This is a genomic window from Marinobacter salinisoli (assembly GCF_017301335.1).
Taxonomy (GTDB): Bacteria; Pseudomonadota; Gammaproteobacteria; order Pseudomonadales; family Oleiphilaceae; genus Marinobacter; species Marinobacter salinisoli.
Map to the genome: position 1 here is coordinate 3,319,103 of NZ_CP071247.1, position 20,109 is coordinate 3,339,211.

Here is a 20,109-nt window from a genome sequence, read left to right on the forward strand (position 1 = left end):
TATTAGTGATGTAAGTTATTTGGATATGTTTCCGAATGGCGGCGCGATTCTAACGGCCCTGTAACTATTAGCAAGTGCCATTTGGCCGCCTCACTGCAATTCAGGTAGTTAGGCGCGTGAAGAATTGTTAAAAGATGAGGAAGCGAATGAAATACAGCGAAGGGACGGCGATAAAGCTCGCTCAAGGCTCAACGAAACGCCTTTCCTCCCTTTACTAAGGGACCTATCGTCGGATTGAAGCCACGGGCACCTTAACTAACTGCTGCTTCTGCATAAAGCTGATAAGTACAATCGCCCTCTCCTCACCATCATAGGCCTGGAAGATGGCATTTATGCCTTTGAACGGCCCATCGTCCAGCTCTACAGGCTCGCCTTCTTTTATACCCCCGGCCTCAGCGACCCTATCCAAACCACCTTTAATATACTGGATAACCTCGTCCTCAATCGGGGCTGGCCTGTTGGCGAAGCCTACGACGCGAATGACGCCGCGCGTTGAACGCAACTTGGCCCATACGGGGTCGGTCTTCTCCAGATTGACAAAGAGATAGCCGGGAAACAGAGGTTCAAGCTTTCTGATGCGCTTGCCCGCCTTGACTTTTTCGACCTCAATCTTTGGGTAGAAACAGCGGATATCCTGGTTCTGGAGATGTTGCAGAGCCCGATCACCTTGTGTGGGCTTGTGTTGGATGGCGTACCAGGTCATTGCAGATCCGTTTGGTTGAGAGTGACTGAGGAGCCAGAAACGCGACTCCTCTTGCCACCCAATTAAGACTTCAATTCAAGCTGGGGAGAGCAGCTGGCGAGCTTAACCAATCCCCAAGCTAAAGACACCAACTTGCAGCCGCGACAAACGAAGGATTAAGGACATCCTCTTTACCATACCGCAGCGCCTCACCCTGCAGCGTCTGAACCCGCCCGCCGGCGGATGCCAGAACGGCATGCCCCGCTGCCGTATCCCACTCACTGGTTGGCCCGAGGCGGGGATAGATATCGGCACGCCCTTCCGCCATTCGGCAAAACTTGAGCGAACTGCCGGCCTGAACGAGCTCGTGATCGCCGATCTTGTCAATGAAGTCTCGGGTCTCATCATTTAAGTGATTCTTGCTGGCGACCACGCGTTTAGACCCCCTCGGCTCTGCGACAGAAATTCGGCGAACTTTACCAGCACGATCACGCTTCCAGGCGCCCTCGCCCCTCACACCCCAAAACGCCTCTTTTAGAGCAGGAGCAGTGACAACGCCCAGCGTGGGCTCACCATCCTCAATCAAAGCGATATTGACGGTGAACTCGCCGCTGCGCTGTGTAAACTCCTTGGTGCCGTCGATGGGATCAACCAACCAGAATCGGCGCCAGTGCTGGCGCTCTTCCCACGGGATATCTCGCCCCTCTTCCGAAAGAATCGGGATGTCGTAGCTGATCGCACGCAAACCACTAACGATTACCTCATGACTCGCGACATCGGCAGCGGTGATGGGCGAGTCATCATCCTTATAACTGACCTTGAAATCAGACTCGTAAATATGAAGCACGCGCTCGCTGGCTTCGTCGGCGATTCTGATCACATCGGTAAGTATCTCACTCAATTGCATGCTGCACGGCTCCTGCCTCAGATCAATAAATCGTGAACTATGATCAGGGATACTAACATCCCCACCAACTCAAACGTGAGGCTTGCCCATGAAACTTCAGTTCCTCGGTGCCACAGGGACAGTTACCGGCTCTCGTTATCTGCTTTCAGATGACAAACACCGCCTGCTGGTTGATTGCGGAATGTACCAGGGCGTAAAGACTCTGCGCCGCCGAAACTGGGCAAAGTTTCCAGTTGAGCCTCACACCATCAATGCCGTCGTGCTTACCCATGCGCATATCGATCATTCAGGCTATTTGCCTGCGCTGGTAAAAAACGGTTTCCGGGGGAAAGTTTACTGCACCAAAGGCACACACGAACTCTGTAAGATTTTGCTGCCCGATGCGGGATACCTGCAGGAAGAAGATGCCAAATATGCCTTCCGCAAAAAGTTCTCGAAGCACGAAAAGCCGGAACCCCTGTTTACGGAAAAAGACGCCAGGGAAGCCCTGAAATACTTTGAGTCTCTGCACTTTCACGAGACCTTCGAGCCAGTTAAGGGCATGGAAGTCACTTTCACCCCCGCTGGCCATATTCTCGGGTCGTCTTGTGTTCATGTGCATAACAGAGAAACCGACCGAACGATCGTCTTCAGCGGCGATGTCGGCCGACAGGACGACATCATCATGCGCCCTCCTGAGCCCATTACCAAAGCGGACATTCTGGTTTGTGAATCCACCTACGGGGACAGAAGGCACGGCGAAGTTGACCCAGAGACTGAACTGTCCGACATCATCACCCGGACCGCGGGCCGGGGCGGCATTGTCCTGATACCGGCCTTCGCCGTTGGGCGTGCCCAGATGCTGCTTTACGTGGTGCACAAACTGATGACTGACGGACGCATTCCCAATCTGCCCGTTTTTTTGAACAGCCCCATGGCCATCCACGCCACTGAGATCTTTTGTAAGCACCACAAGGAACACAAGCTTACCCCGCAGGACTGCCAACTGATTGATCAGAAAACTAAATTCGTGCGAACCGTGGAAGAGTCCATCGAACTCAACACGGTCCGATACCCCTGCGTGATCATTTCAGCCAGCGGCATGGCCAGCGGCGGCCGAGTTCTTCATCACCTGAAAACCCTGCTGCCCAATGAAAGGAACAGCATCGTGTTTGCCGGATTTCAGGCCCCGGGTACCCGGGGTGACGCGTTGGTGAACGGGGCGGAGTCCGTAAAGATTCACGGCGAGTACTGGCCAGTGCGGGCGGATGTATTCAACCTGGATTCGCTGTCGGCCCATGGAGATTACGAGGAAATTCTGGATTGGCTGGGACAGGGAACGCTGAAACCGGAGAAGGTGTATGTCACTCACGGGGAGATGGTGGCGAGTGATGTGATGCGGAAGCGGATTTGTGAGCGGTTCGGGTGGAAGAGCGAGGTTCCGGAACTGCTTCAAGCCAACGAACTGTAGTCGATCGAAGGATAGTTTAGGGCATCTCAGACTCCTTACGCGGAAAATTACCGTGAAGCCAGAAGCGAGGCATTAAACCCTCACGCACATTGTCCTCGTAATACGGGATATCTGCCTTCATTGCTTGGTAGTATCTCCCGACCTCGACAAACCAAGCGATAGACAAACAAGCTACAACCCCTACTGCAATCACAACTGAGGAACCAATACGCCTTTCTGCAGAAGGTGACGATTTAGGCTCTGAAATTAGCCCCCAGAAAATGCTCAACACCACGAAACCAGTCAACATTGACCCAGGAGCCAGAAAGACCGCAGACGCCCCCGCATGGATCATTGCTGCAGACACAGACGCCAAAAAACCTGCAACGGAAGCATTCAAAACCGGGGATCGATAGGCGCCCAACTCAGAGCAACGTCTCCACGCCGACCGAATACACCGGACAACCAAGAGAACAACGGCGACTACCAAAAGCCAACCATATTCAGCGGCCCACATCAGATACATACTGTGGGGATGGGCAAACTTCGGAGCTTGACGATAGCCATCCGTGTAAATTTCATGGGTTAGCCAAGCTTGGGAACCCATTCCCCAAGGAAAGTTCTGAAGGCTCATTGTCCAAGCCTCTCCAAATAAGACTAGCCTCCCTGAAGCTGTGGTATTTATTGACCGAATACTTGAATCTTCAAGCAAAACATTCGGTACAAGCACACAAAGCAAAAGCCACGCAAAAAAACCACAGGTACAGTGCCGAAAAACAACTTTAAGCCAAGGTATCGCTGACCTGCCCATCATAAACATCACAACGATAAGGCCAAATGCGAGCCCTAACAGAGTCCCCCGAGCCATAGAAAGAAAGACTATCCACCACCAAAGCGCCGCACCAACCAAAACAAAAAATTGCCAGCGCCGTTTAGACCGCCAAGGCCCCACAAGCACCGCCAATGGAAAAAGTGGCAACAGCCATGTCGCTAAGTGACTCCAGTATCGAATATTTGCAAAGCCCCAAGGGATATAATCTGCTAAATCACTTACACCGCCAGAAATCGCAAAGACATAAATCAGAAGGGAAGTAGCGCCATAGAACGTCGAAACCAATATTGAAGCGTACGCCACAAGAGCGGCACCATTTAGCTTTTCTTCCGTCTTAATTGGCAACATTCCCAGAAAAAAAATTCCGAAGAAAAAAGCTGCATACATCCCAGGTTCAACCCAAACATAGGAAGATCCCTGAGACGGAAGAGCCAACACGAGGAAGCCGACCGCCACGCCGATCCATTCCCACTCCCTCAGAAAAAAGGCCCACCCATGTAGTCGAAGGAAAAAAAATACAGATACAGGTACAGTCAACGCCAGAATAATAACCAGCAGGAAGCGCTGAAACTCATACCCATTCAGCGGCAAGGGCAAAAGATCAGCAAATAAAATGCTGACAAAAAGGAAGATTACAAATAAGAAAAGAACAGAACCCCTCAAGCTCTGCACAGGCCCATTAAGCATTTTTTGTCGACCTAGAAATTACTTTAAAACCATTCATTAGGGCGACCCATCGTAACCCCCGGTAACTGTAGGCATCGAAAAACACCCTTCTTTGAGCTCACTCATCTTACGAACGATCTGCGAGGTGGCTAGTTGATAGTAATCTTCGCCATGAATCACACGAACCAACTCCAGTTGCTTTACCCCCTCCCTCTCACGCCCGTTCAAAAAGAGCGCCAGAGCATATCGAAATAATACGGAAAGGTGGGGATATCTTGTTGCGGCATCATTCATTTCTCGCAAACTTAGCTCCGACATTCCCCGGCACAGATTACGGCTTTTAACCGCCTGCAAAGCCTCTAGATGGGACAACAAAGAGAAACCGCCCGAGAGCTCTTTTTGCTCAAAACCCACGACCCTCGCTGCTGCGATTCGGCTATTGAATTCGTTTTTATCGTAGTGTCTATATTCGAAAACCACCCGACCAAAAAGGAAAGGCACAATAAGTACCGCAAGAGCCCAACTCGTCGGGCCAAGCCTCCAACTGCAAGACCTACGCCGTCCAGCTTCCGCTACCCCGACAAATAGTCCAGCAGGCAACAAAAAGTACGCAAAAGCATGAGGGAACTCCAGCATCGAATGGATAAAGATTAACCCAGCACACAGCAAAGCAAACCCAGTTTCGAGCCGTTTACTGGCCTTGAGCAACTGCCACTGCCACCAAATTAGGCCTACGATCAAAATCCCGCCGACAACCACCCCGTTCCACAGAATTAGGTCAAGGAAAAGGTTATGGCTATACTCGAGCAACCCCGAAACGGGATACTCCTCCGCAATAGCTACCTGCGCAGCGATAACTTGCCCCCACCCATACCCAAACCAAGGTCGCTCAGCGATAGCCGCGAGCACCATACCCCAGAGCTCGAGACGCCTAGTACCCCCAATACGCTCGCCAAAGGCTTGCCCGCCAAGCAAAAGAAACTCAGAAACGAGAGGAATCAGCAGAACCAGGGCAAAAAAAATGCTGAGCCAGACCGCCCCTAATCCTCGGGACACCCGCAACCTTAGCGTTCTCCCTTGGAATACCCAGAACGCATACAGGGAGAAAGCCGCAACCCAAGAGGTACGTGACTGCGTCGTTGCCAATGCAACCATGAGGATAACAACAATGCATGCCCCCAAAGTCTTCCCAATCCATCCTCGCTCAAAAAGAAACAGGAGCGATGCGATCCCCAGCAACAACAACGTGGCCAAGTGATTAGGCTGAGCCAAGTTTGCGTAAGGCCGTTGACCCAATAACCGCAACTCAAAGCTAGATTCGGATAAGCCCAACCATTGGCGAAAAGCGATGAAAGCAGAAAGGGTTGACGCAATCAAAAGAGCGCAAGCCATACCCTCGACGAGATGACTCCTTTTGTCAGAGTCAGAGCTAGAGTTCAAACCAACAAACGCTGCCGCAAAAAACCCCAATACGTATATGCCAGAAATCACCGCATCACCAACAAATAAAATCTGTCCCAGCATCGCTTGAGAGAATGGAACAGCGGCGACGAAAGCAATGCTCAAAATTGGCATTGAAGTTTTATTTTTGTTCCGGATAACAGCAAGGGCCAGCATAAAGAGCCCGAAAAAAGCGAGAACCTCCTGATAAAACGAGCTCCAAATCTGCGAGCGAACGGGCCATATCCAGGAGGCCAAAAACGCTATCACCCCTATGCAGGTTAAATAAAAACGAACGCGTTGGTTGCTCAAGTTAAATAGTCGCACGATTATGCTCTAGCTAAAAAAAATGCTGCCCGAAGGCAGCATTTTCATACCGTATAAGTCTTAAGACTTAGAACAGCCAGAAGGCAGGTATTTTGCATCAGAAACGCTTGCTGAGCACTCATACAGACCAGCCGCCGTGCGGTTGAGCTGAATCGATGCGCTGGTACCGAGACGCCCTGGATTCTTAATGTCGCACTTGATCGCACCAGTAGCAGAACCATTAGTTCCAGGTTTGGTTACGCTGATAGTTGTGCAATTCCCAGAGCCGGAGGCCAAACCGATAGCAGCGGGACTACTGATAGCATCTGCACCTTCAGAGGTAAAAGTCAGCTCGTAGCTTGTCTTACCTGCAGCGATGTCAGCCAGGGCAGCAGTCGCCTTAGACTTGGAGATGTAATCCTGATAGGCCGGAATCGCGATCGCAGCCAGAATACCGATGATCGCTACAACAATCATCAATTCAATCAGGGTGAAACCGTTCTGTGCCTGGTTGTTTTTCATCATTTCGTATCAACCTCTGTGTTTGTTATCGATCAACTCTGCCCGCACGGCTAAGCCGCGCCAGCATAAGAAGCCTACCAAGCCTTAAGCACCGACCATGCCAGAATTAAAAAAAATTCAAAAACCTATTACTTATAGAACCTTACAAAGCCCACATTACTTCACCAGCCCTCCCCACAAATCAAACCGCAGGCTCACACCGTCAGAAAGTGACCTTTTTCGTCACTCTCGAAACACCTATACCGAACAGATACTGAACAAAACAAAAGCCTTCAAAACCACGCTTCCCAATCAACGCCCGGATCTCTACACTCTTTGCAATCAACAAGACCTGTTTTCAACAACTTGAACGGCCCTCTCAAACGCTTATGTCGAACAACAAAAGCAGCATCACACTCACCGGCCTGGCCAGGCGCTTTGTCGACGACGGCCTATTGGACGAAGACACTGCAAAAGACGCATTTCTCCAAGCATCTCAGAACAAAATCCCGCTGATCACCTACTTAGCACAAAACAATCTCGCCGATAGCGGAAAGTTGGCATCCTCGGCGGCCCAGGAGTTTGGATTCTCTGTTCTGGATTTGGATGCTTTCTTGCCTGAGATGATGCCCGAGAAAGCTGTTGACGAAAAACTGATCCGCAAACACAGCGCACTCCCCCTTTACAAACGAGGCAACCGCCTGTTTGTCGCAGTATCTGACCCAACGAATATCCAAGCGCTGGACGAGATCAAGTTCAACACCGGCCTGAGCACCGACGCAGTTCTCGTAGATGACCAGAAATTGCGCACGGCCATCGATAGGTACCTGGAGTCCCAGGACACCTCCATGGGCGACCTGGATGACGCAGACCTCGAAGGCGTTGAAACGGAAGCCGGCGATCAGGATGATCAGGACACAGTATCCACAGCGGAAGTTGACGACGCACCGATCGTCAAGTACGTCAACAAAATGCTGCTTGATGCAATTCGTGGCGGCGCATCAGACATCCACTTCGAGCCCTACGAAAAGATCTATCGAGTCCGCTATCGGACCGACGGCATCCTGAAAGAGGTGTCGCGCCCCTCAATCAAGTTGGCGCCCAAGATTTCCGCTCGAGTCAAGATCATGTCTCAACTGGACATCTCAGAGCGTAGAGTGCCGCAGGATGGCCGGATTAAGATGAAGCTGTCCAAAACCAAGGCTATCGACTTCCGGGTAAACACTCTGCCCACCCTTTGGGGCGAAAAAATCGTATTGCGAATACTTGATCCCAGCTCCGCCAAACTGGGTATTGATGCACTGGGATATGACGAAGACCAAAAGGCACTTTACCTTGACGCCCTGAAGCAGCCTCAAGGAATGATCTTGGTCACCGGCCCCACCGGCTCAGGCAAGACCGTGTCGCTATACACGGGCCTGAATATTCTCAACACTCCGGAGACCAATATTTCGACTGCGGAGGATCCGGCTGAAATCAACCTTGAGGGCATCAACCAGGTCAACGTCAACACGAAGGTAGGACTGGGTTTTGCCGAAGCCCTGCGGGCCTTCCTGCGACAAGACCCTGACGTCATCATGGTGGGCGAGATCCGGGATCTTGAAACGGCCAATATCGCGATCAAGGCGGCACAAACCGGCCACCTGGTGCTGTCCACGCTTCACACTAACAGCGCACCAGAAACGCTTACTCGAATGATGAACATGGGCGTACCCGCGTTCAATATCGCCACCTCCGTAAGCCTGATCATCGCCCAACGCCTTGGCCGGCGCCTATGCAATGCCTGCAAACAACCCCTCGACGTACCTAAAGACGTGCTTCTTCAGGAAGGGTTCACAGAGGCACAAATTGAAACAGGCTTCACGTTGTACCGACCCAAGGGCTGTGATAAATGCAGTGGGGGATACAAAGGCCGAGTGGGTATCTACGAGGTTGTGAAGGTTACCGATGAACTGGCAAACATGATTATGGAAGAAGCCAGCTCCATTCAAATTGCAAAACAGGCGCAGGCCGAAGGCTTCCGGAATTTGCGGCAATCCGCCCTTATTAAAGTGATTGAGGGCGTGACCAGTCTCGAAGAAGCCAACCGCGTGACGAAGGATTAGTAATGGCAGAACAAGCACAAAAGCTGGAAGCGTTTATCTGGGAAGGAAAGGATCGCAAGGGCAACAAAGCTCAAGGCGAGCTGACAGGGCAAAGCCTGGCATTAGTGAAAGCCCAGCTCAGGAAGCAGGGTATCATTCCAGAGAAGGTCAAGAAAAAACCCAAACCCCTGTTTGGTGGCAGCAAAAAGATTACGCCTTTCGACATCGCGATGTTGACTCGCCAGCTTGCCACCATGATGAAAGCCGGAGTTCCCCTTGTTCAGAGCTTTGATATCGTTGCCGATGGGCTTGAAAACAAAGGCCTTCAGGAACTGGTAATGACCATCCGCACTGACATCGCCTCTGGTACCAGCTTCGCTGGCGCACTTCGAAAGCACCCAAAACACTTCGACGACCTTTACTGCAACTTGGTTGACTCTGGTGAAAAGGCAGGGGCGCTGGAAGCCATGCTCGACAGGATCGCCATGTATCTTGAGAAAACAGAGCTGTTAAAAAAGAAGGTCAAGAAGGCAATGACCTACCCAATCGCAGTTATTGTGGTAGCCATCATCGTAACAGCGATTCTTCTGGTCAAAGTCGTCCCTCAATTCGAGACGCTCTTTCAAGGTTTCGGAGCAGACCTGCCTGTTTTCACCCAGATGGTTATCGAACTTTCGGAATGGCTCCAGAAGTGGTGGTTTGCTGTACTTTTGGGGATCGTCGGCGTGATTTTCGTGTTTAAAGAGGCTGTGCGCCGATCCAAAAAGTTCTCCGATCTGGTGGACAAATACGTGCTAAAAATACCAGTGATGGGAGATATTTTGGATAAATCTGCCGTAGCAAAGTTCGGTCGTGTACTATCCACGACTTTCGCTGCGGGCGTTCCGCTTGTGGACGCACTGGACTCAGTAGCTGGCGCCACTGGTAACGCGGTATACAGAGACGCCATTAACCGAATAAAGACCGATGTCTCAAGCGGTACCCAGTTGCAGGCATCTATGCGTCAGCAAGAGCTTTTTCCGGCAATGGCAGTGCAGTTAACCGCAATCGGAGAGGAGTCAGGAAATCTCGACGACATGTTGACCAAAGTAGCAGAACATTATGAGAACGTTGTTGACGACATGGTCGACAACCTCACCGCCCTGATGGAGCCCATGATCATGGCGGTCCTGGGTGTTCTGGTGGGCGGACTGATCATCGCCATGTACCTGCCAATCTTCCAGATGGGTCAGGTTGTCGGTTAACACGCAGAGATGCTACATAAGCCGGATTGCTCCAGTGTAGTCCGGCTTTTCTTGTTTTAACGGAAACACCATGCCCTCTATCGATACATTCCTCGCTACCCCGGCGATGCTTTATTTGGCCGTCGTCCTTGTCTCCCTCTGCATCGGCAGCTTCCTGAACGTCGTCATCCTTCGGCTGCCGAAAATGATGCACCAGGAGTGGCGCTGCCAGTGCGAAGAGTTTCTTGAGGTTGCTGACCGCGATCGAAAGCAGGAAGAAACCATCACCCTGTCGAAACCCGCATCAACCTGCCCGTCCTGCGGTCATGGCATCCGGGCATGGGAAAACATTCCGGTAATCAGCTACCTTCTGCTCGGCGGGAAATGCTCTCACTGCAAAACCCGGATTTCAGCCCGCTATCCGATCATCGAAGCACTCACCGCCGCCTTCTCTGTCGTCACCATCGTGTTACTCGGACCGTCTGAAGCGGCACTGTGGGCGCTGCTGCTCGTCTGGGCGCTGGTCGCTTTGACCGTGATTGATCTGGACACCCAGCTACTGCCGGACAACATCACCCTGCCCCTTATGTGGCTGGGACTGGTGCTCAACTACTTTAGCGTTTTCACGGATTTCTCGTCCGCGTTCTGGGGCGCGGTGGCAGGCTATCTGTCGCTGTGGTCCGTGTACTGGTTATTCAAACTGGTCACCGGCAAGGAAGGCATGGGGCACGGCGATTTCAAACTGCTCGCCGCGCTCGGCGCCTGGCTCGGCTGGCAGCTGCTGCCGGCCATCATCTTGCTGTCCTCGATTGTCGGCGCGGTTGTCGGCATAAGTCTTATGATCTTCAAACAACACGGCCGTGAAGTACCCATTCCATTTGGCCCCTACCTCGCGGCGGCTGGTTTGCTCTGCCTCTGGTTCGGCCCGGAAATACAAGTCCTCTGGTATGGCTTCCTGGGGGTGTAAGGCATGGTCGTTGTTGGGCTGACAGGCGGAATCGGGTCAGGAAAATCGACAGTCGCCAAACTGTTTGGAGAACTAGGGGTTCACTGGGTGGATGCCGATGATGTGGCCCGCCAGGTCGTTGAACCCGGTGCCCCGGCGCTCGAAGAAATTGCCAACCACTTTGGTCCTGACATCCTCACCGAAGCGGGTGCCCTCAACCGTGCCAAGCTGAGATCAGTCGTATTCGAAGCGCCGGAGCAACGGAAGTGGCTGGAGTCCCTTCTTCACCCCATCATCCGCGAAGAACTGACTCGGCAGTTGGCGCCGGAAAGCTACCCGAATCCCTACGTTCTGCTGGTCTCCCCTCTCCTGTTCGAGACCGACCAGCACGAATTGGTAGCGCAAAGCATCGTGGTGGATGTCCCTGTTGATACCCAGGTTGAACGCACCATGCAGCGGGACACCAACTCCCGCGAGCAGGTGGAGCGGATCATTGCGGCCCAGATGCCTCGAGAGCAGCGGCTTGCCCGGGCGGACGCTATAATAGACAACAGTCGTCCGTTCAAAGACGTGGAGCGTCAGGTTCGTGATTTACATGGAAGGTTTTTGGTGGAGTTTGGCTGAGCGGGCTTTGTTTTCAATACGACCATGGCTGGCGGCTCTTTTGTGGTGCCTGCTGAGTTCTCAGCTTCACGCCGCTGAACCGGCACGGGAAGTGCGGGAGCGCCCCCTGGCCGAAATACTTTCACCCCAGAACTTACCCTCCTCTTTCTACGATTTTGAACCGTCAGAGTACTGGGCCGAACCCCGAGACTCCTACTGGATAAGCTTTAGCAATTGGGTTCTACTTCAGGAACGCCGGCAAAGCCCCAAGGTCGAGCGTCTTGGACAATGGGCGGATCGAACACTGTCGGGTAGTGACCGGGGCCTACCAAACAACGCCAGCTATTTGCGGGTGGGCTTTGCCGCGGAATCCGCATACGGCAATCTGGCGAGCTTTGAGCCCGAAGCCCGCTTCCGACTCGATATTCCCACCACCGAACGCAAGCTCCGCCTGGTCGTCGAGAGTGAAAGCGAGGAGTTGATCCCGCTGGAAGAGCGGCAAAGGGATCGACAACTGACCGACGAGGAACGCTCCGACACGGAAGCAACCGGCGCACTTCGCTTCCTGACCGAGGTTGGCGATGCGGTCAATTTATCCAATGACTTCGGGGTGCGCTTACGCCTGCCACCCGATGCCTTCTGGCGCGCAACCGCGAAAAAGCAGTGGCAACTGGATGACGACTGGGTATTGAACGCGCAACAGCGTATTTACTATTTTCACAATGACGGCTGGGGAGAGCGCACCTGGCTGGCCGCCGGACGGACCATCGGCAATGGCTGGTATTTTCAGTCCTCGTCAGAGCTTGAGTGGGTACATCGGGACCGTAAGTTTGTTGCAGCTCAGATTTTCAGTACCCAGAAACAACTAAACAACCGGTCACTCCTGACACCGAGGTTGGGCATCCTGGGCGAAAGCCAGCCGTCTTGGCGTACCACCGACATTTTTGCCGAACTCACCTGGCGCTACCGCCTGCACAGCGACTGGGTGTTCGCGGAACTGATCCCGGCCCTGAATTTCCCACGGGAACGGAATTTTAAAGATCAGGGCTCGGTGCTCTTCCGGGTAGAGCTCTATTTTTCTGGTAGTATCCAAAGACCCTATCTGGACTGACTATGCCTCGACACCATGCCAGGCCAGCGCAGGAAGCTCTGACGCTGTCCCCCATTGCCATTACCCGCTCGTGTTTTCAGGACAAGTTCGGCGTGCCCCGGCAGCCGGGCCTGACCCGCCATGCTCACGCCAACCTCATCATACAGCCCCCCTATGATCGTGAGGACGCGTTTCGCGGCCTGGAATCAGCGAGCCACTTGTGGCTCACATTTCAGTTTCATGAGGCCGTGCGGGCCGAGTGGCGCCCCGTCGTCCGGCCGCCACGACTGGGGGGCAACAAAAAAATCGGCGTCTTTGCCAGCCGATCGCCGTTTCGTCCGAACAGTCTGGGGCTCTCTGTCGTACGCAACCGAGGCCTGTCACGACGCGATGGCACACTGATGTTGCACATCAGCGACCATGATTTGATTGATGGAACCCCGATTCTGGACATCAAACCCTATCTGCCTTTTGCAGACTCCGTACCGGACGCGTCACTGGGATGGGCAGAAACGGCACCCACGGAGCGCCTTCACGTCCATTTCCAGCCCGAAGCCGAAGCTCAACTGCTGCAACTCCCGGCGGAAACCTACCCCGACCTGAGGCCATTAATCGAAGACGTGGTCAGCTACGACCCGCGCCCGTCCTTCCGTCGCGGCCGCGACGAAGACCGCATTTACGGTGCCCACCTGTATGACCTGAATATTCGCTTCCGTTTTGTGAACCGGGACGGGGATAACTGTGTCGAAGTGCTAACCGTCTGTTAGACTGACAAGGCTGATGTTGCTGTCGTCAAAAGGAATTTGAGCATTGCCCACATCTCGCCTCTCCAAGCGCCTGGGAATCAGACCTCTGGCGGCTCGCCTTCTGGTGTACGTTCTTCTTTTCAGCCTGATATTCTCGGTGGTCGCTACCGGCATCCAAATGCTGAGCGAGCTCCGGCGCAGCAAGGACGACATCCTGGCAAGTCAATCAAAGACCGCCCAGCTCGTTGCCGGCAGCCTGAGCCACAACCTCTGGATGCTCAACTTCAGCGAAGTAGCCAATGGCCTCGACGACATTCTTGCGCTGAATACCATTCAGAAGGCCCAGATAGTCGCAACCACCGGCAGCGAATTTTCGGCCGGACACCGGCCCGACGGGCCAGTAATCACTCAGAGCTTCCCGCTGGTCTTTGACCGCGTCCGAAACCAGCCGCCGGAAACCGTGGGTACCCTGACACTCACCTCGTCACTGGCGCAGAGATACAACGAGCTGACAGACCGCACGTTGCTTAACCTGCTCGCGCAATGGATGGCCGCTCTGATAGGCACTCTGGGTTTGTTTATCATCGTACGGCTGACGCTGTCCCGGCACCTTGAGGCCATTTCCGACTACGCCAGCCGGCTCAACCTCGATGCGCTGATTGCGCCGCTGGAACTGAAGCGAAAACCACCGAGGAATCCGGACGAACTGTCAGAGCTCGAGCACGCCCTCAATACCATGCGGTTACAGTTGCTCGAAGATACCCGCTCACTGCGTCAAACCACACTCCAGTCACAGGATGAACGGGATGAGGCCTTGCGGGCCAACCATACCAAAAACCAGTTTCTTGCCAACATCAGCCATGAACTCCGGATTCCGCTGCAATCGGTCCTCGGTTACGCAAACCTGCTGGCCGATACACCACTGGACCCGGAGCAGCGCGAATACGTTCAAACCTTGCTCAGTGCCTCGCAAGGCCTGTCGTCCATCATCAATGACCTGCTCGATATCTCCAGTATTGAGGCCGGTAAAATGGTGCTCGACGAGATTCCATTTGATCTGCGGGACACACTGAACGACGTGATCCATATGCTCGGACCCCGCGCCCGGGAGAAAGGCCTCGCCCTGGAGCTTCGGGTGGATGAAGATCTGCCCCGGGCGTTGCGGGGCGACCCCGTGCGTATTCGTCAGGTGCTTCTGAACCTGGCCTCCAATGCCCTGAAGTTCACCGACTCCGGGCACGTTCTGCTTAGCATCGAAGTACTCAATCGGAGGGAAAATCAGGCCCGCCTCAGGTTGTCCGTGGAGGACACCGGTATTGGTATCAGCCAGGACGACATACCTCTGGTCTGTGAGCCCTACGTGCAGCTGAATCAACAGTTTCAGCGCCAGCTTCCGGGCGCTGGCCTGGGGCTGAGTATTTGCCGGCAACTGGTTAGCCTGATGGCGGGCACGCTGGACCTTGAAAGCCAGATTGGCGAAGGATCGACCTTCTGGATTGAACTGACTTTGCCGGTCGCCGAGGAAAAATCCCGCAAAGCACAACCGGACACCCGGATGATCAGGAACCGCCGGGTGCTGGTGGTAGATTCTTACCACCTGTCCCGAAAAATCACACTCGAAATGCTGTCCCGGCACAAGCTGCAGATCGAAGCCGTCAAGTCGGCCGGCGAGGCCCTGACCTCACTCCGGCAAGCATTCGACAGCGATCATCCGTTCGACGCCATTATTCTGGATGGTTTTGTGCCTGATATGGATTCCGACCTGCTGTGCCGTCAGATCCGAAGTAACCCGGACTGGTCACACTTGCGGCTTCTGATTCTGTCGTCAAACCCACAACGCGGCGATGCCGAACATTTTCGCCAGGCCGGTGCAGACGCATTCCTGAGCAAGTCACTGCGAGAGTCGTGTTTAGCCCCAATACTGAACCTGCTATTCGCAGACGCCGCTAACCACGAACGTCGCTTCCTGACCAGGTTTTCACTCCAAACCGTCAGCGATGGGCACTCCAGGCCTGAACTGCCATGCCGACGAATGAAAGTGCTGCTGGTAGAAGACAACCCGGTGAACCGAACGCTCACCAGCCGGCTACTCGAAAAACTGGGCTGTAACGTGATGACCGCCAACGACGGCGAGGCCGCCGAAAGCCTGTGGCAATGGCACCGCTTTGACCTGATCTTTATGGATTGCGTGATGCCACGGGTGGACGGATTTGAAGCCACCCGACGTCTGCGAGAGTGGGAGCAAGATCAACGCTGCAAACCGGTGCCAGTGGTGGCCCTGACCGCCAGCGCCATGGAAGAAGACGAAGAAAGATGTCATCAGGCTGGCATGGATTCCTTCGTTGCCAAGCCTGTCAATATTGAAATGCTCCGTGCAGTACTGGAACAATACTGCAAAGCAACGGCAGCTTTCTGATAAGCTGCCGGCGAGGATCATTGTCTTACTTCTGAAATAGGCCACCATGAACGTAGAATGCCCGACCTGTAAAAAATCCGTCGAATGGTCAGACGACAATCCTTTCCGGCCGTTCTGCTCTGAACGTTGCCAACTGATTGACCTCGGCGCCTGGGCAAATGAGGAATACCGCGTGCCTGCCGAAAATGCCTCTCCAGACGATCTCGATCAGGGCGGAGACCAGACCCAACACTGAATCCGCATCCCGCAAGTAACGATGGCTTACCACCTTTTCACTTGAGCCAAGTAAATGCGGGCCATTAAAATACCTCAATAATTTTCATTAGTTACGATAGGTGCATCCATGAAAGCCACCCGTATTTCCGTTTTGGCACTGTCCCTGGCCGCGGCGCCAGCCTTTGCCAGTGATCTCGACCTGAGCCTGACCAACGATTCCGTAAAAGCCCAGGCTAACTTTTTCAGCGCCAGCAACGAGCTCCAGATGGGCGCTGGCTACACCTACCACGAAGGTGGCCGCGACATCCTGAACCTGGACTTCCACGCCCAGGGCCGAACGGCCATCGGCAACCTGCCGACCACGGCGGGTATTGGTATTCGGGGATACGCCTGGGAAGATGACGACCTGGACGGCGGTGCCGGCGCATTGGGTGGTTTTGCAACCCTGAACATTCCCCGGGTGCCTGGGTTGTCCTTCACTGGCTCACTGCATTACGCGCCCAGCATCATGTCATTCGGTGACTCCGACGACCTCACCAGCCTGGAACTACGCGGCAGCTACCGCCTGATTCGTACCGGAGAAATCTTTGTCGGTTACCGCTACCTGAATACGGATTTTGAGCGTCCGCTTCGTGGCGATGTAAACCTCGATGAGGGCGTAATGGCGGGCTTGAAGATTTTCTTCTAACGCAACGTTCCCCTGCCTCATGACCACGGAACTGTGGCCCATATCAAAAGGCCGCCGTTCCGTGGTTCCTCTCACGCTTTCGCGCGTTTTCGGTTGGTATACTCGGGCCTGAATTCATACGCAGGGAAAGCTCGACATGCGATTCTTCTCCGGCCCGGCCCTTCTTTCCGCCCTTGTGTTAATGGGTGGCTGCACAGACGACGCCATCGACACGGCTCGCAAGGATAAAAACGACTTTGGCAACGGCTCAAGGCCCGGGGACGGATTTAATGCCGGTAGCACAGGCGACGGCGGCTCCTCATCCAATCTGCCACCCAATGACATTCTCCTCACCATGGAGGTGCCGGAAATTGCGGCGCCGGATGCTGAACCCTCACGCCGTAATCTGCGCCTGGTGCAACCAGATAGCGTGACGATATACGCCACCACAGACAGCTCCGCAGAAGTCCCGGCCGAGGTAACATTCAACGACGATCTCTCCGTCAGCATTAGCTTTCCTGAGGGACGCCCGCTGGGCCCTGAAACCGTCATCGAAGCAAGTTTCAGCGGTGAGACATACCGCTCCATGGCGGCCGATGCCGATCAGAACGTCAGGGTAAATCCCTTCTCGGAGTACCTGGTAAGGCGAACCATCAGCAGGCTCTCCGCTTTCGACATCCAGACCATCACGGACTGCACTCAGCAAGCCGACTGTACCAACAAGGCTGCCTGGTCCGCACTGGCAGACCAGATACACGATTTCGAGATCGATATCCCGAGCACCGCCAGCAAAGACACTGCGCTGTCGCTCTTGAACGCCCGGGGGGATTTCACCACCTACATCGACGACATGATGCAATATGCGTTGAAACCGGAGACCACCTCCGAAGAGCTTGCTTTGCTCGAAGGAAACTACCACACCGTTTTCTTTGGCGTTGAGCTGGGACAGACGTTTATAGAAAGCAGTCTTTCGAAGTCTGGCATCTGGGGCATTCGCTCAGGACAGGAGAAGGTGCTGGTACCGAAGCAAAACCACGTCTACCCCGGGCTTTCATTCGCCAGCGTTGACGGCGTTCTGCCCGGTTTGACCACTACCATTCTGTCGAGCGATGTCCCCTACCGCCGCGAAGTATTGGTGCATCAGGCCGACAACACCTTTTGCCTGCGCGACGAGGGTATTTGGGGATTCAATAGCCATGCGTCGGCCTTCGGTGCCGCTACCGTCGACCGCGACGTTCGTTTGACTGGCGGCCGGGGACTGCTTCAAAGCATTACCAACATCTATTCTCAGGACATTGGCTGGACCCGTAATCCTTATTACCTGGATGCCTATATTGGCACGCCCACGGCAGACACAAACACCCCGGACCGCATTGTAAGTAGCCATTTCACCGGTGGAAAAGCCATCGCGCTGGAACTGGAGGGCGACACCTACAAGCGCAGAGACACCCTCGAAGATCATTATCTCTCGGTGCTGGATCTCAACCTGGAACGCGCAGCGGGCTTTGATCTGTCAGCGATTGACGGCACTTACAACACCGTGTCTCTATCAATGCGGCTGGGAAGTTCTGCAAGCTGCCAGACCTCAGACAACCAGCCTGTCGTTACCTTTGAGACCGGCACAGGAACCTGGACGGTAAATGGGGATGGCATTAATGAGTCAGCAACAAGCTCATCAATCTACCGCATCCCTTCGGGGGACGTGCTCTCGGAAAGCACAGCAACCGTCACGAATTCCCGACGGGTAAGCCACAGACCCTCCTATCGAACTGACACGCCCCAGAACGATGGCCGACTGAACTTCGGTATAGACGAGCTGCCCAGCGACGGGACTGGAAAGCCGGAGCTCGGTGTTGGGGTCAGCAGCCCGGATGGCAGCCTGATCGCCATCAATCTGGATAACAGTGCCAGTGGCAAAGGAATCCTGATTGCAGGGAAACAACACGCAACGCAAGCCCCCACAGGCGGCCGATTCCGACTTCAGGGGATGAGCCTCGGGATGTCAGAGAGTACCAACGTGCTGCGGCACCTGGATAACGCGACCCTGACCATCAATTCGGGCTCTGACGCGACCCTGGACCCACGCATTCTGGCGGTTACCCACACGGTAAGCGGCGAAACCGTCTCCGCCCCGTCACTTGTGGATGGGCCGAGCGACAGCATTCCGCTCAATGTCACCAGCCCCGGTGGCGGGCGCATAAGCTTTGCCTACACCGACGTGAGCGGTGATCTTACACTGGAAGGCTTCTTCACCGCCGATCAGAACCAGATTTACCTGCGGCTCAGGGACACCCGAAACGGCGAGCAAAACATTGGCCTGGTTCTGGCAACCCGTCTCCCTTGACGCCACCGGGGCACATCGCCCCGGCCCCTGCATAACCGGTATTACCTGTTATAATCCACCCTCACTCTTTTGACGTGAGGTTTTATGTCTTCAGGCACAAAGGCTTTGATGTTAATCGTTCCGCTTCTGGCGTTTGGAGTGGGCGGAGGCTTTTATTCCCCGCACGAAGACAGCAGCTGGCTTGAAAAGTCAGTGCAAACACAATTATCGCTCCCGGAACTACCAGCGTGGGCCGATGCGGAACTGCCTGATTTTTCCCAGTACCGGGATACCACTGAGAAGAAAGCCGCCTTCTTCTCGTTCCTCTACCCTCGCATTGTGCTGGCCAACTACCGCATATTGCTGGAGAGGAACTACCTCGAAAGCCTTTCTGAAAAAGAAACGCTGTCGAAAAAAGAACGAAAATGGCTTGCCCGCCAAGCGGATCGATTGCGAGTCAGCGCTGAACCGGGCAGCACTGAACTGATTCAGCAACTCAGGCATCGACTCGACGTCATCCCCCCATCACTAATTCTCGCCCAGGCAGCAAACGAATCCGCCTGGGGCACATCCCGTTTCGCGACCAAGGGATCGAACCTGTTTGGGCAATGGTGTTTTTCCCGTGGCTGCGGACTGGTGCCACGGGAGCGAAAGGAAGGAGCGCGGCACGAAGTCGCGACATTCGAGTCTCCATACCGGTCGGTGAGAGCCTACATTGAAAATCTCAACCGGCATCACACCTATAAGACACTCAGAAACCTTCGGGCTCAAAACCGCAAGGATAAAGAGCTCTCAGGTCTCGAGCTTGCACAAGGCCTGACAGGTTATTCTGAGCGGGGTGAGGCCTATGTCAACGAAATCCGCTCGATCATTCAGTACAACAACCTTAGCTTCTACGATCAGGATTTCGGACGCGCCATTCGCAGCGTAACACCGGACCGACTCCTGAATATGGCCAAGACCGTATCCGCCTCAAGCCTGCTACCCGGCCAGAGCCGGCAGGACACAGCCAAGACCGAAAGCTGACCAAAC

The 20,109-nt window shown here is 54.2% G+C and carries 17 protein-coding genes; 12 read left to right on the top strand and 5 right to left on the bottom strand.

The features are described 5' to 3' along the window. Positions 1 to 223: 223 nt before the first annotated feature. Together rfaH and cysQ are read right to left on the bottom strand one after the other, a co-directional pair. Complete coding sequence (gene rfaH, locus LPB19_RS15135; RefSeq protein WP_206643713.1) at positions 224 to 703, bottom strand: transcription/translation regulatory transformer protein RfaH; 480 nt, start codon at positions 701 to 703, stop codon at positions 224 to 226. Positions 704 to 821: 118 nt separating this feature from the next. Further along, positions 822 to 1,589, bottom strand: a complete 768-nt coding sequence (gene cysQ, locus LPB19_RS15140) for a 3'(2'),5'-bisphosphate nucleotidase CysQ (protein WP_206643714.1) — start codon at positions 1,587 to 1,589, stop codon at positions 822 to 824. An 88-nt stretch (positions 1,590 to 1,677) separates the two neighbouring features. Between cysQ and LPB19_RS15145 the strand changes: the two genes are divergently transcribed. Further along, positions 1,678 to 3,039 carry an MBL fold metallo-hydrolase gene (locus LPB19_RS15145; RefSeq protein ID WP_206643715.1) on the top strand — a complete coding sequence of 454 codons (1,362 nt, stop codon included), beginning with the start codon at positions 1,678 to 1,680 and terminating at the stop codon, positions 3,037 to 3,039. A 16-nt stretch (positions 3,040 to 3,055) separates the two neighbouring features. On the opposite strand, the gene LPB19_RS15150 is transcribed toward LPB19_RS15145, so the two are convergent. The 3 genes from LPB19_RS15150 to LPB19_RS15160 all read right to left on the bottom strand — a co-directional run bounded on the left by LPB19_RS15150 (position 3,056) and on the right by LPB19_RS15160 (position 6,787). Beyond that, on the bottom strand, positions 3,056 to 4,537 hold the full coding sequence (locus LPB19_RS15150) for an O-antigen ligase family protein (protein WP_206643716.1): 1,482 nt from the start codon (positions 4,535 to 4,537) through the stop codon (positions 3,056 to 3,058). Positions 4,538 to 4,573: 36 nt separating this feature from the next. Then, the gene (locus LPB19_RS15155) at positions 4,574 to 6,268 is read right to left on the bottom strand and encodes a PglL family O-oligosaccharyltransferase (RefSeq protein ID WP_206643717.1); all 1,695 of its coding nucleotides are present in this window, start codon (positions 6,266 to 6,268) and stop codon (positions 4,574 to 4,576) included. Positions 6,269 to 6,343: 75 nt separating this feature from the next. Continuing rightward, positions 6,344 to 6,787, bottom strand: a complete 444-nt coding sequence (locus LPB19_RS15160; protein ID WP_323127892.1) for a pilin — start codon at positions 6,785 to 6,787, stop codon at positions 6,344 to 6,346. 365 nt (positions 6,788 to 7,152) lie between these two features. Between LPB19_RS15160 and pilB the strand changes: the two genes are divergently transcribed. The 11 genes from pilB to LPB19_RS15215 all read left to right on the top strand — a co-directional run bounded on the left by pilB (position 7,153) and on the right by LPB19_RS15215 (position 20,103). Then, the gene (gene pilB / locus LPB19_RS15165; RefSeq protein ID WP_206643718.1) at positions 7,153 to 8,868 is read left to right on the top strand and encodes a type IV-A pilus assembly ATPase PilB; all 1,716 of its coding nucleotides are present in this window, start codon (positions 7,153 to 7,155) and stop codon (positions 8,866 to 8,868) included. A 2-nt stretch (positions 8,869 to 8,870) separates the two neighbouring features. Continuing rightward, on the top strand, positions 8,871 to 10,091 hold the full coding sequence (locus LPB19_RS15170) for a type II secretion system F family protein (RefSeq protein ID WP_206643719.1): 1,221 nt from the start codon (positions 8,871 to 8,873) through the stop codon (positions 10,089 to 10,091). Positions 10,092 to 10,161: 70 nt separating this feature from the next. Further along, on the top strand, positions 10,162 to 11,037 hold the full coding sequence (locus LPB19_RS15175) for a prepilin peptidase (protein WP_206643720.1): 876 nt from the start codon (positions 10,162 to 10,164) through the stop codon (positions 11,035 to 11,037). Positions 11,038 to 11,040: 3 nt separating this feature from the next. Next, complete coding sequence (coaE, locus tag LPB19_RS15180; protein WP_206643721.1) at positions 11,041 to 11,640, top strand: dephospho-CoA kinase; 600 nt, start codon at positions 11,041 to 11,043, stop codon at positions 11,638 to 11,640. Continuing rightward, positions 11,612 to 12,730, top strand: coding sequence for a hypothetical protein (locus LPB19_RS15185; RefSeq protein WP_206643722.1), 1,119 nt, complete (start codon positions 11,612 to 11,614; stop codon positions 12,728 to 12,730). Before coaE ends, LPB19_RS15185 begins: the two co-directional genes overlap by 29 nt. Before the next feature lie 2 nt (positions 12,731 to 12,732). Continuing rightward, entirely contained in the window at positions 12,733 to 13,476 is a 744-nt protein-coding gene (gene tsaA / locus LPB19_RS15190) for a tRNA (N6-threonylcarbamoyladenosine(37)-N6)-methyltransferase TrmO (RefSeq protein WP_206643723.1), read from the top strand. A 43-nt stretch (positions 13,477 to 13,519) separates the two neighbouring features. Beyond that, positions 13,520 to 15,871 (top strand): response regulator, encoded by a 2,352-nt coding sequence (locus tag LPB19_RS15195; RefSeq protein WP_206643724.1) that lies wholly within the window; start codon positions 13,520 to 13,522, stop codon positions 15,869 to 15,871. A 46-nt stretch (positions 15,872 to 15,917) separates the two neighbouring features. Continuing rightward, entirely contained in the window at positions 15,918 to 16,106 is a 189-nt protein-coding gene (gene yacG / locus LPB19_RS15200; RefSeq protein ID WP_206643725.1) for a DNA gyrase inhibitor YacG, read from the top strand. A gap of 108 nt (positions 16,107 to 16,214) precedes the next feature. Next, a complete protein-coding gene (locus LPB19_RS15205; RefSeq protein WP_206643726.1) occupies positions 16,215 to 16,775 on the top strand; it encodes a YfaZ family outer membrane protein in 561 nt (186 codons plus the stop codon). 136 nt (positions 16,776 to 16,911) lie between these two features. After that, on the top strand, positions 16,912 to 19,098 hold the full coding sequence (locus tag LPB19_RS15210; RefSeq protein ID WP_206643727.1) for a hypothetical protein: 2,187 nt from the start codon (positions 16,912 to 16,914) through the stop codon (positions 19,096 to 19,098). A gap of 84 nt (positions 19,099 to 19,182) precedes the next feature. Beyond that, positions 19,183 to 20,103, top strand: a complete 921-nt coding sequence (locus LPB19_RS15215) for a glucosaminidase domain-containing protein (protein ID WP_206643728.1) — start codon at positions 19,183 to 19,185, stop codon at positions 20,101 to 20,103. Positions 20,104 to 20,109: the final 6 nt, after the last annotated feature.